14 protein-coding genes are annotated in these 15,552 nt (G+C 35.2%); 7 read left to right on the top strand and 7 right to left on the bottom strand.

All coding sequences use genetic code 11. From position 1 onward, the window contains the following. Positions 1-56: 56 nt before the first annotated feature. On the top strand, positions 57-1,217 hold the full coding sequence (locus tag ABE048_RS01625) for a class I SAM-dependent methyltransferase (RefSeq protein ID WP_430308744.1): 1,161 nt from the start codon (positions 57-59) through the stop codon (positions 1,215-1,217). A 132-nt stretch (positions 1,218-1,349) separates the two neighbouring features. Here ABE048_RS01625 and ABE048_RS01630 read toward each other — a convergent pair whose 3' ends face one another. Continuing rightward, the gene (locus tag ABE048_RS01630) at positions 1,350-2,231 is read right to left on the bottom strand and encodes a DUF3298 domain-containing protein (RefSeq protein ID WP_430308745.1); all 882 of its coding nucleotides are present in this window, start codon (positions 2,229-2,231) and stop codon (positions 1,350-1,352) included. Beyond that, a complete protein-coding gene (locus ABE048_RS01635) occupies positions 2,224-2,742 on the bottom strand; it encodes an RNA polymerase sigma factor (RefSeq protein WP_430308746.1) in 519 nt (172 codons plus the stop codon). The genes ABE048_RS01630 and ABE048_RS01635 overlap by 8 nt, the downstream gene beginning before the upstream one ends. A 315-nt stretch (positions 2,743-3,057) precedes the next feature. Between ABE048_RS01635 and efeO the strand changes: the two genes are divergently transcribed. The 3 genes from efeO to ABE048_RS01650 are packed head-to-tail and all read left to right on the top strand — an operon-like array spanning position 3,058 to position 6,923. Further along, positions 3,058-3,927, top strand: a complete 870-nt coding sequence (gene efeO, locus ABE048_RS01640) for an iron uptake system protein EfeO (RefSeq protein WP_430308747.1) — start codon at positions 3,058-3,060, stop codon at positions 3,925-3,927. Between the two features lie 7 nt (positions 3,928-3,934). Further along, positions 3,935-5,218, top strand: a complete 1,284-nt coding sequence (gene efeB, locus ABE048_RS01645) for an iron uptake transporter deferrochelatase/peroxidase subunit (protein WP_430308748.1) — start codon at positions 3,935-3,937, stop codon at positions 5,216-5,218. Beyond that, a complete protein-coding gene (locus ABE048_RS01650; RefSeq protein WP_430308749.1) occupies positions 5,193-6,923 on the top strand; it encodes an FTR1 family iron permease in 1,731 nt (576 codons plus the stop codon). The genes efeB and ABE048_RS01650 overlap by 26 nt, the downstream gene beginning before the upstream one ends. Positions 6,924-7,043: 120 nt before the next feature. Here ABE048_RS01650 and ABE048_RS01655 read toward each other — a convergent pair whose 3' ends face one another. After that, positions 7,044-8,024, bottom strand: a complete 981-nt coding sequence (locus tag ABE048_RS01655) for a YeiH family protein (protein WP_430308750.1) — start codon at positions 8,022-8,024, stop codon at positions 7,044-7,046. 108 nt (positions 8,025-8,132) lie between these two features. On the opposite strand from ABE048_RS01655, the gene ABE048_RS01660 reads away from it, so the two are divergent. Beyond that, entirely contained in the window at positions 8,133-8,981 is an 849-nt protein-coding gene (locus tag ABE048_RS01660; RefSeq protein ID WP_430308751.1) for a LysR substrate-binding domain-containing protein, read from the top strand. Positions 8,982-9,127: 146 nt separating this feature from the next. Here the strand turns inward: ABE048_RS01660 and fumC are convergent, their stop codons facing one another. From fumC to ABE048_RS01680, 4 genes are all read right to left on the bottom strand, one after another. Continuing rightward, a complete protein-coding gene (fumC, locus tag ABE048_RS01665) occupies positions 9,128-10,510 on the bottom strand; it encodes a class II fumarate hydratase (protein ID WP_430308752.1) in 1,383 nt (460 codons plus the stop codon). Between the two features lie 186 nt (positions 10,511-10,696). Then, complete coding sequence (locus ABE048_RS01670; protein ID WP_430308753.1) at positions 10,697-11,233, bottom strand: PCYCGC motif-containing (lipo)protein; 537 nt, start codon at positions 11,231-11,233, stop codon at positions 10,697-10,699. 167 nt (positions 11,234-11,400) lie between these two features. Continuing rightward, the gene (locus ABE048_RS01675; protein ID WP_430308754.1) at positions 11,401-12,948 is read right to left on the bottom strand and encodes a flotillin family protein; all 1,548 of its coding nucleotides are present in this window, start codon (positions 12,946-12,948) and stop codon (positions 11,401-11,403) included. Positions 12,949-12,981: 33 nt separating this feature from the next. Beyond that, positions 12,982-13,509 (bottom strand): hypothetical protein, encoded by a 528-nt coding sequence (locus ABE048_RS01680; RefSeq protein ID WP_430308980.1) that lies wholly within the window; start codon positions 13,507-13,509, stop codon positions 12,982-12,984. 240 nt (positions 13,510-13,749) lie between these two features. On the opposite strand from ABE048_RS01680, the gene ABE048_RS01685 reads away from it, so the two are divergent. Together ABE048_RS01685 and ABE048_RS01690 are read left to right on the top strand one after the other, a co-directional pair. Beyond that, positions 13,750-14,370 carry a DUF47 domain-containing protein gene (locus tag ABE048_RS01685; protein WP_430308755.1) on the top strand — a complete coding sequence of 207 codons (621 nt, stop codon included), beginning with the start codon at positions 13,750-13,752 and terminating at the stop codon, positions 14,368-14,370. 15 nt (positions 14,371-14,385) lie between these two features. After that, on the top strand, positions 14,386-15,384 hold the full coding sequence (locus ABE048_RS01690) for an inorganic phosphate transporter (protein WP_430308756.1): 999 nt from the start codon (positions 14,386-14,388) through the stop codon (positions 15,382-15,384). Positions 15,385-15,552: the final 168 nt, after the last annotated feature.

A 15,552-nucleotide genomic window follows, 5' to 3' on the forward strand; every position in this document is an offset into this window, starting at 1 on the left:
ATCCAAAATTATGATACACTTATGCCAATGATTAAATGATAAAGAAGGCGAAGATGATGGATTTTAACGAAATGAAACAGGGTTTGCTCGAGCATATATTAAAGGAAGAACTTGTATCAGCAACCATCAGTCAACCACGTACTAAATCTAGTGATTTAAAACGGGTGAAAATGAAACCAATTAATCTAAAAGGTATTTATCATATTCAATTTGAATATCAATATGAACGAATTATCAAACACGAAAATATCCCTTTATCTTTGATTGGCCCTAGCTTAAACGAACTCTTTGAACAGTTCCGCCAATTCCAAGGTGAATTTATCCGTGAAAATATTCAAGTGCAGCTTTCTAAGAAAAATAAAGTGCTATGGAAAACAGAAAAGACTGAAAAGAAAAAAGTGAATTTATCACACAACCGCAAGAAAAATTATTTACTTGATCCCGATAAGCCATATCCATTCTTAATCCGTCTAGGGGTTCAATCTCCTGAAGGTAAAGTAAAGAAACAAAAATACGATAAATTTAAACAGATTAACCGTTTCATTGAATTTATTCATGACTCGCTTGATTACTTACCAAAAGATCGAACAATTCGTATTTTAGATTTTGGCTCTGGAAAATCTTATTTAACCTTCGCTTTATATCACTATTTAAAAGTCGAACAAGGATTAGATATTCGTGTGACAGGACTTGATTTGAAAAAAGAAGTCATTGAAGAATGTGCAAAAATCGCAAAAGACTTACAATATGACCAACTTGAATTTTTAGTTGGAGATATTAATGACTATAATGAGGAAACAGCTGTTGATATGGTCGTTACGCTTCATGCTTGCGATGTCGCAACAGATATGGCTTTAGCACGTGCTGTAAAATGGGGAGCCCGTGTTATTTTAAGCGTCCCTTGCTGTCAACACGAATTGAACCGTCAACTTCATTCACCACAACTTGATATCATGCTACAACACGGTATCATTAAAGATCGTTTCGCAGCACTTGCTACAGATTCTATACGTGCTGAAATTTTAAATCTCGTAGGATATGATGCACAGCTCCTAGAATTTATCGATATGGAGCATACACCTAAGAATATCTTAATCCGTGCTTACTATACGGGTAAAAAACCGACTATTGTTCAAAAAGCACGTTATAATGCATTTACCGAATTATTATCAGCCAAGCCATTTTTGGAAAATGAATTAAAAGAATATCTAGATTAATCTCTAACAAAAAACATGCCCCACCTTTTTGATGGGACATGTTTTTTTATATTTATGATTAGATTATTTAAACTTTGTTTACCGATACTGTTGATCTCTCGTGGGCGGACCGACAAGCCTATAACAGCGTCATTACTTAATATACTGATTACTTACTAAATCCTTTTGTATTATTTTGGTTGGGATTTTAAACTCAACTAGCCCCATGTATCCTGGTGCTACTTCATATTTATCAAATGCTATAACTAATTGATGGTGTTTATTAATATAGAAGTTTTGAGTTGGTTTAATATTCTTTGATCCATCAAATGTACCATAATCTTGTCCCCCTACACCTTCTACCCAATAGGTTTTATCTTTGGATTCTTTCATTTCTTTCTTCATCTGATCCTCGATATAGTTGGAGATGGTTTTGATATAGGCATCGTCTTTGAATAGCATTGGCAGACTTAGAACGACTTTATTTTCTTTGTCCACCGTATCGTATTTCATCGTTGTTGATGAAGAGCCCACTGTGTTTACAACATATCGACCGATTGATACGAGTTGCTCGTCATTTGTTTTTACTGAGTAACCACTTTCTACACCATAATGGCCTCCACCATTTTTCTTAATATCTGCAACGGTGTCTTTAAAATCACTATAAAGTTTTTTTCCATCTTCAATATATTTTTCGTTTAACTTAGATTCTAATTTATCATCATTTAAACCTTTAATATTTGGTACTTTAATATTTGCTTCATATGTTTCATCTTTTACTTTATATTCACGGAAAGTAAGAATTTTCGCGACTTTATTAATAACCGGTATACCATCTAATGTTTGAGCCATTGCTGGACTAATGTTCACCCCAACAGTGAAAATCGCCACTGCTGCTACAGTACTAAAAAGCCATCTTGGTACTGTTTTTTTCTTTTTTCCTTTTTTTATAGCCATCTCAATGACATCATCTAAATTGTCTGGAATAGGCATACTCTCATATTGTTTTTTTAATTCTTTTATTTTGTTATCCATGGTACTTCTCGCCTTCTTCCTCTTGTAATTCAATTCGCAAAAGCTTCAGTGCCTTGTACAATCTGGTTTTAATCGTATTCGTATTTTCATTAAGAACATAGGCCACTTCTTCTAATTTCATATCCTCAAAGTATCTTAATATAACAATTTCGCGATATTTTGTGGGTAACATCGATAAGGCTTGTTGAAGATCAATGTTCTCATACCGATCTTCTTGAGGAGAAGTTAAATAGTGTAATGTTTCATCTTCAGTTGGTAAATGACGATTTTTCTTTAAAAAATCGAGTGATGTATTAACTACTATTCTATAAAACCAGCTTTTCAGCTTTTCCTTCTCCATTAGTTGATCATAATACTGCATAGATTTTTGAATGCTTTCTTGTACAATATCTAAAGCATCTTGCTCATTTTTAACGTAACTATACGCTAACCAATAGAGTTGCTTTTTATTTGCTCGGATAAATGATAGTAAGTCTTCATCATAGTGCATCTGCGCTTTTCTTTTTTTCATTCCTTAGAAGCTCCTTTAGGGAATTTTCCTGTATACGTTTAAAAGACGATTATACATACATAAAAAGTTTTACTGTAATTTATCGTAAAAAAAAATTAAATATTTTATCCATACACCTCATATATATAGGGAAGTATTGTAAAAAGTTCGAATTTTAATTTTTACGTAAAGTTGAAAATAGTTTTGTAGATTCATATATTAACTCCACTCTTTTAATTTCTTTCTCTAATTCTATTGATTTTCTCGATGATAATGATTATCATTACTATTAGTGGAAATGAACCGAGAAATAATTTAATAGAAAGAAGGATATGAATGAAAGCGAAATCATTAACAGCCATTTTATTAGCAGGGAGCGTTGTTTTAACTGGCTGCAATAGTTCAGATACGGCTAAGAAAGATGACTCCAAGGCAAAAACAGAAGAAACAACTTCTGCAACATCCCCTGATTTACAAAAAGAAATCGAGGCATATAAAGAATTTGCAATTGACCAAATGGACAAATTCACAATTGAAACTGAAAAATTCGTTAAAGCAGTGAAAGCTGGCGACGTCGAAAAAGCGAAAGAAATTTACCCAACAGCTCGTATGTATTTTGAACGTTCAGAACCAATCGCAGAAAGCTTTGGCGATCTTGATCCTCGTATTGATGCTCGTCTTGCAGACTTAAAAGCAGAAGGTCAAGGTGAAGAAGACTGGACTGGTTATCATAAAATCGAATACGGCCTTTGGAAAGAAAACACGACAAAAGGTTATGAAAAAATAGCTGACCAGTTACTTGCTGACTCAAAAGAATTACGTGCTCGTGTAGAAACTGTAGACGTAACACCTGATCTTATGATGACTGGTGCTGTTGACTTATTAAACGAAGTATCTACATCAAAGATTACAGGAGAAGAAGAAATCTATTCTCACACTGACTTGTATGACTTCAAAGCGAACGTTGAAGGTGCAGAAAAAATCTTCACTATTTTAGAAGATCAAATCATCAATAAAGATCCTAAATTAGCAAAAGATTTAACTGAAAAATTTAAAGCAGTTAATGATTTGTTAGCAAAATATGAAACAAAAGACGGCGGTTATGTTTCATATACAAAACTAACTAAAGAAGATACTAAGGCCTTAGCAGAAGCTGTAAACCACCTAGGTGAACCATTAAGTCAAATGGGAATTATTATGGAGTGATTGATCAATGACTGAAACAAATAATGGTGAAAAATTATTAGATAAAAAAATCTCACGTAGACAAATGTTGAAAATGACCGGTGCTGGAGCTGCCGGTATTGCAATTGGCGCCTCTGGTATGGGAGGAGTTTTAAAAGCATTCGGTAAAGATTTCTTGCTGGATGATGATAGTAGCGTAGCCAATAAAGTAAACTTTTACGGTAAGCACCAATCAGGTATTGACACTGCTGTACAAACGAATATCTACTTTGCTTCTTTAAACGTTTTAGTCAAATCAAAAGCAGAGCTGCAAGAGTTGTTCAAAATGTGGACACCTCTTGCTGTTCATATGATGAATGGCGAAACAATTGGTGTGGAATATAAAAATGGTATTCTTCCACCAAAAGATACTGGTGAAGCAAAAGGACTGGATGCTCGTAATTTATCCATCACATTTGGTGTTGGACCGTCTCTATTTGAAAAGAAGGAACTTGGTCTCGCATCTCTAAAACCAACAGAACTAAAAGACCTCCCCCATTTCCCAAAAGACCAGTTAGAAGAGGTTTATACAGGTGGGGATATTTGCATTCAAGCTTGTGCTGACGATCCACAAGTTGCATTCCATGCAGTGCGAAATCTAATTCGTGCCGCATCAGGTAAAGTTTCTATGAAATGGTCCCAAGCAGGATTCAATTCATTCCCTGTTGAAAACGGCAAAAAGCAAACACCTCGTAACTTATTTGCATTTAAAGATGGTACAGAAAATCCAATTACTTCAAGTGAAAAAGATATGAATAAGGTTGTTTGGGTACAATCCGGTGATTCTAAGCCATGGATGACAGGTGGTTCTTATTTAGTTGTCCGTCGTATACAATTACATTTAGAAACATGGGATCGTACAGCATTAAAAGAACAAGAAAATACTTTTGGTCGCCATCGTGATAGTGGCGCTCCAATTGGTAAGAAAAATGAATTTGATTCTATGGACATTGAACGTAAAGATGAAAATGGCAACTATATTGTGCCAGAAAACTCACATGTATTCCTTGCAAAACAATCCAAAGCCCGAATCATGAGACGTTCTTATTCTTACTCATCAGGTATTGTAGATTCAACAGGTTCTTATGATGCTGGATTAGTCTTTATATCATTCCAAAAAAATCCTGAACAATTTACTAAAATCCAAAACCAGCTTGGTCGTATGGATAAATTAAATGAATATATTACCCATCGAGGCAGCGGAGTCTTTGCTTGCTTCCCTGGCATTAAAAAAGGGAGTTATATAGGTGAAGCATTATTTAATACGTTGTAGTCAATTTGCTATTATCCTTCTCCTTGTTACACTAACAGCAATTCATCCTGTAGCTGCTGCGGAATCTTACAGTCATCTGTATATTTCCATCAGCGATGCCATTATGAATTCCAAACAAGGTGACGATGCAAAAGCAAATGACGCACTCCAAACTTTTGAAAAAGATTGGAATCAAGCAAACGTCAAAAATTCAAAAGAATCAAAAGCTGTTACTCAAGCGTTGGATGATGCACAAAGCGCATCTTCAAAAGATGATCGTTTAGCTGCACTTTCAGCACTTTCAAAAGCATTAACAGCTCTTGAAAAAGCTGAAAACCCAGTTGACGAAAAGGCCGAAAGAAAGGCTTTTGCCACTGCAATGACTCCTGCACTTAATCAATTGCAAGCAGCGATAAAAGAAGGTAATGTTGAGAAACTTACAACAGCTTATAATAACTTTAATGCCTTCTGGAAGAAAAAAGAAACACCAGTACGCGAATACGATATTGCTGCATACGGTAAAATTGAAACGAAAATGTCTTTCATACGTATTGCACTTTCTGATGAAAAACCAAATATTGATGCAATTCAAGATCAATATAACGAACTACAAAAAGCCATAACAGATTTTGGGGCTGGTAAGAAAGTCGCTTCAACTGCTAAAGGTACTTTCTCTTTACAATCATTAGTTGACTTAATCGATCAAGCAAAAACGCAAATTGATGACCAAGATTATTCAAAGGCATCTGCTACTATCAAAAAATTCATCACCACTTGGCCTAACGTTGAAGGCGATATTCGTACGAAGAATGCAGGTCTTTATACGAAAATTGAAAGTGACATGCCAATTATCGCAAGTGATTTGATGAAAGATCATGTTGATACAAAAGATATCCAGGCACAACTTGATAACTTTAAGCAACAAATTCAGTTGATCCAAGGTAATCAAAACTATAGCTTTTGGGATTCAGCATTAATCCTTCTTCGTGAGGGTTTGGAAGCATTACTAATCATTATTGCATTAGTTGCTTTCTTAAAGAAATCAGATAACCGCCATATGGAAAAATGGATTTATCTTGGTGCCGGTGTTGGGATTGCATTAAGCGCTGTCGCAGCGATTTTAATGTCTACATTATTTAACTCAGCTACCATCAACACGAGCCGAGAAATGATTGAAGGATATATTGGTTTAATCGCAGCTGCTATGATGCTAGGTATTGGTGTTTGGATGCATAGTAAATCCAATATTAAAGCTTGGAATGCTTATATTGCAAAACAATTAAACCATGCGATGTCAAAACAAAGCGTATGGGTAATGGCTTTCATTAGTTTCCTTTCCGTATTTCGTGAAGGTGCTGAAACATTAATTTTTTACGCCGGCATAGCTCCCAAAATGTCGACTTCGGATTTCTCTCTGGGAATTGCAGTTGCAGTCGGAATATTAGCTGTTGTAGCATTCTTCTTATTAAGATTTAGTGGAAAAATTCCTGTTCACCGATTCTTTACAGTCGCAACAGTATTAATTTATATACTAGCGTTCAAAATTATTGGTGTAAGCATTCACACATTGCAACTAACAGGTGTATTACCTTCAACTGTTATTACTGGCTTGCCAGTATGGGCATCTATTGGTTTCTACCCAACAGTTGAAACAATTATCGGTCAAGTAATTCTACTTGTTTTAGTTGTTCTAACGATCATTTATAAAAAAAGAAATGAACATTAATAATTCCAACAAAGTAAAGAGCTAACGAAAGTAATTTTTCGTTAGCTCTTGTTTTAATTTATCGACGTTATAACTCGAGTATTTATTTACTTGAGCTAGTTAAATCTACGAACACTTTTATTAAATAATAGTTAATACGACAGAACTTAAAATCACCGATACAATGGTTAACATGATTAGTGGTTTTAAAGCTCTTGTTTTTAATTCTTTTAAGTCAACTGACATTCCTAATGCAGCCATTGCTACAGCTAAAAAGAAAGTACCTGTTTGAGCGATTATATTTTGCATTGCTTCACTAAGCCATCCTTGTTGTGTCCCCCAAGTACCTAGGGCTGAAACGATTAAGAATCCTAATAAGAAATATGGAAAAGAAGCTTTTTGACCTGTTCCCCCATTTTTAATTTTCATAAACCCAACAAGCAATAATGTTACTGGGAATAATAATAATACACGGCTTAGTTTTGCCAATAGAGCTGGCGTTAGTGAAGCATCACCAAATGCTGCTCCCGCTAATGCAGCGTGTGCAATTTCATGTAAACTATATCCTGACCAATACCCATAAGCTTCTGGCGTTAAGTTCAACAAATGACCAACAGTTGGATAAATTAAGGAGAAAATGGTTCCCATTAAAGCAATCATACCAACCGACATGGCTGTATCTTCTTCTTTAGCTTTTACAATAGGCGAAACTGCAGCTATAGCGGCTGCACCACAGATTCCTGTGCCAAATGCCAATAGCATCGTTAACTTTTCTTCTACGCCTAATAATTTCCCAATAAAAACTGTTAATAAGATTGTGCCTACAATGACCCCTGCTGCTCGAAGAATCAATGGAAGTCCTTCATTTGCTACAACAGCAATATTTAATCGAATCCCATATAGGATAATTGCAAATCGTAAAATTTTCTTAGCTGAAAAATCAATTCCACTTTTCCACTGCTGTGGATAAGGTCGTGTATTTCTAATAATAACTGCAATAATTATGGCAATTGCCAATGGCCCTAAATAATTCATGTATGGAAGTTTGCTTAGGAAATACGATACAATCGCTATAACAATGGTAAATACTATTCCTTTAATAAACCCTCCAGATAGTTGCATAATCTCATCTCCTATTTTGTTTTCTATTATCATGATAGAATGTAGCTAATCAAAAAGATAATTAATGATTATTATCAAAACCATAAGTATTTACTTATAGGAGGGTCTATGGCTGATAAACTACAGATTTTCTTAACTGTCGTAAGGCATATGAATTTTTCACGAGCTGCAGAAGAGCTGTATATGACACAGCCGGCTGTCAGTCAGTATATAAAAAGTTTAGAAGAAGAGCTAAACGTGCAGCTTTTTGATCGTTCACAAAAAAAGATACAACTTACTAAAGCTGGGGAGATTGTGGTCTACTATGGAAAAGAAATAAACATGTTATCCACAAAAATGAATCGAGCATTGGACGATTTGACGAATCATGTTGCGGGTGAATTACTACTTGGTGCAAGTTATTCATATGGTGAATACCTTCTACCCAAATGTTTAGCAGCGTTTTTAACAAATTATCCACAAGTATATCCACGTATATGTATCGATAATACAACAGAAATAGCTGATAAAATCATTAATCAGACTTTAGATTTGGGGATAATTGAAGGTTCTATTCCCATTAAACGGTTAGTTATGCACAAGATTGCAACAGATCATATGGTCATTGTTGCAAAGTCTGAACAAACTGTGCATAACTTAAATGATCAAACATGGATTATTAGAGAACAGGGCTCTGGTACTCGTGAAGCATTCGAACATTTTATAAAGGAACATAATATTGTACCTCATCGTATATTAGAATTTGGTAGCACACAGCTCATAAAAGAAGCCGTAGTAAATGGTCTAGGGGTTGCACTACTCTCTGAATGGACAATTAAAAATGAAATGCAGTTAAACAAGTTACAGATTGTTTTAAAGGATAAATACAATTATAATCGTGACTTCCATGCTATTCATCTCAATACGCCATTCCTTTCTAAAACAGCCGAGACATTTCTAGAGTTTTTGAAAAAATAAAAAAGACCCTGTGAAAAACATAGTATCAATGTGGATATACCAAGGAAAAAGGAGTTGCCAAATGTGCTATATTTGGACAACTCCTTTTTAAATATCTATACGAATTTAATCTATTGTGAAATGTAAAATCAAAACCACAATAAGTTTTAGAATTTAATCATTTTGCTTGGAACAACCCATTCGTTGAATTGTGCTTCTGTTAGAAGACCAGTTTCAAGGGCAGCTTCTTTTAATGTTAGACCATTTTTATGTGCATGTTTAGCAATTTTCGCTGCATTTTCATAACCGATGTATGGGTTAAGAGCAGTTACTAACATTAGTGAGTTGTTTAAGAAGTGTTCAAGTTTATCTTCGTTAGCAGTAATACCTTGTAAGCAGTGTTCATCGAAGCTGCGGATTACGTCAGATAATAATTCAACAGATTGCATGAAGTTATAAAGAATAACAGGCTTGAATACATTCAATTCAAAGTTACCTTGAGATGCAGCAAAGCCAAGAGTTACATCATTACCCATAACTTGTACAGCTACCATTGTAACAGCTTCACATTGAGTTGGGTTTACTTTACCTGGCATAATGGATGAACCTGGTTCGTTTTCTGGGATTGAGATTTCACCAAAACCAGAACGAGGACCTGAAGCTAACCAGCGAACATCGTTGGCAATTTTCATTAAGTCTGCAGCTAAAGCTTTCATAGCACCGTGAGCTGTTACCATTTGGTCATGAGAAGTTAGTGCATGGAATTTGTTTGGTGATGCAACGAATTTTAGACCTGTTTCTTTAGCTAATACAGCAACTACTTTTTCATCGAAGCCATCAGGAGTATTTAAACCAGTACCTACTGCAGTACCACCGATTGCAAGTTCTAACATATGTTTAGAACTTTCTTCAATCATTTCTTCTGATTTTTCGATCATGTGTAACCAACCGCTAATTTCTTGACCTAATGTTAAAGGAGTAGCATCTTGTAAGTGTGTACGACCAATTTTAATTAGTTGCATAAATTCTTCAGATTTTGCTTTTAAAGTTGCTTTAATTTGACGTAAAGCAGGAAGTAAATTCTTTTCTACTGCAATTGAAGTTGCAATATGAATTGCAGTCGGGAACGAGTCGTTCGAGCTTTGAGATTTATTCACATCGTCATTTGGGTGTAGGCGTTCTTCACTACCTTGAGCTTCAAGGTATTCGTTACCAAGGTGAGCGATTACTTCGTTAACGTTCATATTTGTTTGAGTACCACTACCTGTTTGCCAAATAACTAGTGGGAATTCGCTATCCCATTTACCAGTCATGATTTCATCAGCTGCATGAGCAATTGCATCTGCTTTCACTTGTGATAATGTACCAAGTTCAACACATACTTTTGCTACTGATTTTTTAAGTAATGCATAGCCATGAATAAAGTCGATTGGCATATGTTCAGAACCAATTTTAAAGTTTTGTTTACTACGCTCCGTTTGAGCACCCCATTTACGTTCTGCAGGTACTTTTACCTCTCCCATGGAATCATGTTCAATACGATATTCCAAGTTGTTCATCTCCATTTCTTTTGCTACGAGTTTTGTTCCCACTCAACACTTATGATAGCGGTTTCTCTTCTAATTGTCTGCTATTGTGTTTTAATTATGGTAAAAACCTATTGGAAAAGTAAAAATCCTAAATTTAACCCTAGATTCACACAAAAGATCATATATACTCCCTATTCTAGACAGATATTATAATGGCATAGGGGTTGATGTTGGTTTTGCATATCCCTCTTTATAATCATTATCAATTTGTTTACGGATTTCTTTAAGTGATGCCCCTTCTTGTGCTTGCTTAATCGATTTAACTGCAATTTCTACACAAACAATACAGCGCGTACCATGATCATCCCACACAACGGAACCATCGTCTTTTACTTTTTTTATAAAACAATTTAAGTTGCTTTTATGATTGGCACTTTCTGCACATCCACAATAACAAGGCATCCATTTTAAAACTTCTGTTGCCTGCCCAGCTGCTGTATAAACCAGTTTCAAATCCTCTGATTGATTATCTAAAAAACTCGGTAATTTGTTTGCCGATGCTGTTTCCTCTTGAAGATCGCCATTGGCTAGTGTGTGTTGATGACTTCCGTGATTTGATTGCTCTTTTGTTTGTGTTTGATCATGTTCCGTATGATTTTTCTTAGACGATTCTTCTGCATTGTTGCCACAAGCTGCTAAAATCATTGTGCCCGCTAATAGCACTGATAACCACTTTTTCTTCACAGTAAAACTCCTTTAAACGCTTTTTCTTTCATTATACCTTAGGTAGGTATTTTAAATACTGACAATAATGACAAATCAAAGACAGTGCTTTTTATTTAAAATCAACAAAAAAATAAAAATTGCCCGACAAGTCGATTCTCCGACTTACTCGGGCAATTAAGGATGCACTAATTTTCAGTAGTTGTTGCAGCTGATGCATCGTCTTTTTGTTTTACATTGTCAGCTAATCGTTCAATACTTGGACGAATTGTATATTTACCTGAATAATTTTCTAATAATTCCTTCATATCAATACCTGAAGATGCTTTTAGTGTTTCTTGTAATGTTGCCATTAAGTCTGTTGCATATCCAGTTACTTTATTGGCTCCACCACCTTCACCACTACCAGTATCTACGACAGTAATTTTATCGATATTAGATAATGGACTTGCAACTTGTTTTGCATATTCAGGCATCATTCGGATAATCATATCTAATACAGCGGCTTGACCGAATTGTTCGAATGCTTCTGCGATTTTACGTTTTGCTTCGGCTTCTGCAAGACCTTTAAGACGGATAATTTCTGCTTCTGACTCCCCTTGTGCACGTTCAGAATCAGCTTTTGCCAAACCATCTAAACGGATCTTCTCAGCTTCTGCTTTTGCTTTCGCTTCAATACGATATTTTTCTGCATCGGCTTGTGCTAATTGTTTCATCTTTTCTGCTGAAGCATTTTGTTCAATTGCATAACGATCCGCATCAGCCTTTTTCTTCACTTCTGAATCATATTGTTTCTCACGACGTAAAATTTCTTTTTCTTCTAATTCAATTTGCTTTTGACGTTCAATGATTTTAATTTGCATTTCTTGTTCTGTTACTTCTTGTTTTGCACGCGCAGTTTCTAATTCGTACGCTTGGTCAGCACGAGCTTTTGCAATATCTTGTTCACGACGGAATTCAGCTACTTTTAATTGATTTTCTTTTTCTGCTTCCGCAATTTCGGTTGCACGTTCAAGCTCTGCCTTTTGTGCTTCTTTATCTGCTTCTGCTCGTTTAATACGAGTTTCTTTTTCTGCATCTGCTGTTGCAATATCTGCATCACGTCTGACCTGAGCTATTCTTGGTTTCCCTAGTGAATCTAAGTAACCGTTTTTATCTCGTACATCTTTAATCGTGAAGGATACGATTGTAAGACCCATTTTTGCTAAGTCTTGAGAAGCAACACGTTGTACTTCTTGTGAGAATTTATCACGATTTTTGTAAATCTCTTCAACTGTCATAGACCCTAGAATTGAACGTAAGTGACCTTCAAGCACTTCTTTTGCTTCGTTTTCACGTTCTTCTTTTGGTTTACCTAAAAACTGTTCAGCAGCCGTTGCAATTTCAGCTATCGAACCACCAATTTTGATAATGGCAATCCCATCAGCCATTACCGGCACACCTTGCTCTGTATAAACTTCAGGCGTTGTTACTTCTAGTTTACTGGATAGCAAACTAAGAGGTTCCGCTTGTTGAAATACTGGTAACACAAATGTACCGCCACCACGGATAATTTTAATACGGTTTCCACCTTCATCCGTATGTACGTTCTTAGATCCTAGATAACTACCTGTAACGATGAGTGCCTCATCTGGACCAGCTGTGCGGTATTTTGTTATATACACTCCAATAATTGCTAACAAAATAACTACTACGATTACACCAACAATTAGTATCGGTGATAGTAATAATGACATATCAATTCCCCCTATTTTTATTCTTATACACCTTTAAAATATTGGATCATACTCCCTGACATATAATGTACCTTTTGTCACTTCTATGATCAGCACCTTTGAATCATAAGGTATTTCCACATTATCATAGCTTGTTGCACGTTTTGAAATGATGCCGTTGACTGTCTCAACTACTACCTCACCAAATCCATCGATAGGAATAGGCACAATCACCTTTCCTACCTGACCTCCCAAGGATTCTTCGGTATACGCCATCGATACTTCAGCAGATTTTAACGGAATCAAGATGAAGTAATAAAGTAAAATATCTAGTATGAAGGAGATAACTCCAGAAATAATTCCGATTAGAATACTACTTAATGATGTAAAAGTTTCGATGATAAACCCAAGTGCTGTGAAGAAGGTTAAAAAAGCTAGAATGACGGTTGGATTAAAAAAAGGAATTCCTTCTCCCAAGCCATCAGCTATATCGCCAAAAAAAAGATATAAAATCATACAAATTGCTAAGAATATTAATGAGTACAAATACCACTGTTCAATGGACCAAGAATTTATATCAATCATCTTCACCCCCTTGAATAACTTTTTCTGTTCAATATGTAATACGGATGGCTTACTTAAAGGTTTCATTTTTTTCTGATTATTTTTATAATAAAAATGCACACTCTATATATTACGGGAATGTAAATTTTGTTGAATTTTATATGATATTTGTAGGGGTTTTTTTCGCAATTTGTTATGATTATAATTGCGTTCAAAATTAGATTTTAGTGATTTATATAACGAATTAGGAGGCTTTTTATGTTTAGCTCAAAAAAAGAAGATCCTTTCTTCTCTGCATTGTTGAAGATTGCCCAAAATGTAAATGAAGCAGCTCATTATGCTGATGAATTCCAAATTACAGGCGTTGCAGACCTGAAAGAGCTTAGCGTTACACTTAAGAAATACGAAACAGATGGAGATTCATTAATTCATGATTTAATCCAAATGTTAAATAAATCATTTATGACACCAATCGAACGTGAAGATATTTTAGAATTAGCTGTACGAATGGACGATGTCTTGGATGGCGTTGAAGGATGTATCGCACATTTCGAAATGTTCTCACTTACTGAAGTTGATGAATATATGAGAGATTTCCTAAAATATATTGTTCTAAGCACAGATGAAATCGCTACTGCTATGGAACATTTAACAAACAAAAAACTAATTAACATGCGTGAACACGCCATTCTCATTAAGGATTATGAACGTAAATGTGATGAAGTGTTACGTACTTCTATTAAACAATTATTCCTACATGAAAAAGACCCTATCCGCATTATTAAATTCAAAGATATTTACGAACAACTTGAAGAGGTTGCTGACTATTGCCAAAATGTTGCCAACTCAATGGATACTATTATAATGCGTAATGCATAGGAGCTGTAAAATCAAATGGATACAATAATAATTTTAACCGTTCTTGTTGTAATATTCGCATTAGCATTTGACTTCATAAACGGTTTTCATGATACTGCAAATGCAATTGCTACAACAGTTTCGACGCGTGCACTTTCGCCTCGCGTTGCAATCGCTTTAGCTGCAACAATGAACTTTATTGGTGCAGTTACCTTTACTGGCGTTGCCAAAGCAATTGCAAAAGATATTGTGGACCCTTTTGCTCTAAGTAATGGAACATATATTATTTTAGCCGCATTAATATCAGCAATCGTATGGAATTTAGTTACATGGTACTTCGGTATTCCTTCCAGCTCATCCCATGCCTTAATTGGTTCATTAGCCGGAGCTGCAATTGCTGCTGCAGGGTTTTCCGTTATTAACTTTGGTGGTTTTATTAAAATTATTAAAGGTTTACTTTTTTCACCATTTATCGCCATCATCCTTGGTTTCTTGATGATGTCTTTATTTAAAATGCTATTTAAAAACTTTAATTTATACCGTACGAATAAAGGATTCCGTAAAGTACAGATTTTCACTGCTGCTATACAAGCTTTTACTCACGGTACAAATGATGCTCAAAAATCAATGGGGATTATAACTATGGCTTTAATTGCAGCAGGTTTTCAATCTGGCGATGATGTACCTATGTGGGTACGTGTATCTTGTGCCGCTGCAATGGGACTAGGTACTTCAATTGGTGGTTATAAAATCATTAAAACAGTTGGCGGTAAAATTATGAAAATCCGTCCTGTTAATGGGGTTGCAGCTGACTTATCTTCATCAATCATCATTTACGGTGCCACTCAAATAGGATTGCCAGTTTCTACAACTCACGTTATTTCTTCTTCAATTATGGGTGTAGGTGCTGCACAAAACGCTAAAGGTGTTCATTGGGGTGTGGCGCGTAGAATTGTCATCACTTGGGTAATTACATTGCCTGTAGCTATATTATTAGGAGGATTAATTTTCTCCATCTTTAATCTATTTATATAAACAAAACTTTATGCGGAAAATCTGTCACAGGCTGACAGATTTTTTGTTTTACCTAAAAAAAAAGATTCTAACGCTTTATGCGTATAGAATCATTTTATTTTTATCAGATGTTTTTTCGATGCATAGCGTGTTTTCCCCTTTACCCGATATCATTATCTCGGATTCAAG

The organism is Rummeliibacillus pycnus, assembly GCF_050459865.1.
GTDB classification, from domain to species: Bacteria; Bacillota; Bacilli; order Bacillales_A; family Planococcaceae; genus Rummeliibacillus; species Rummeliibacillus pycnus_B.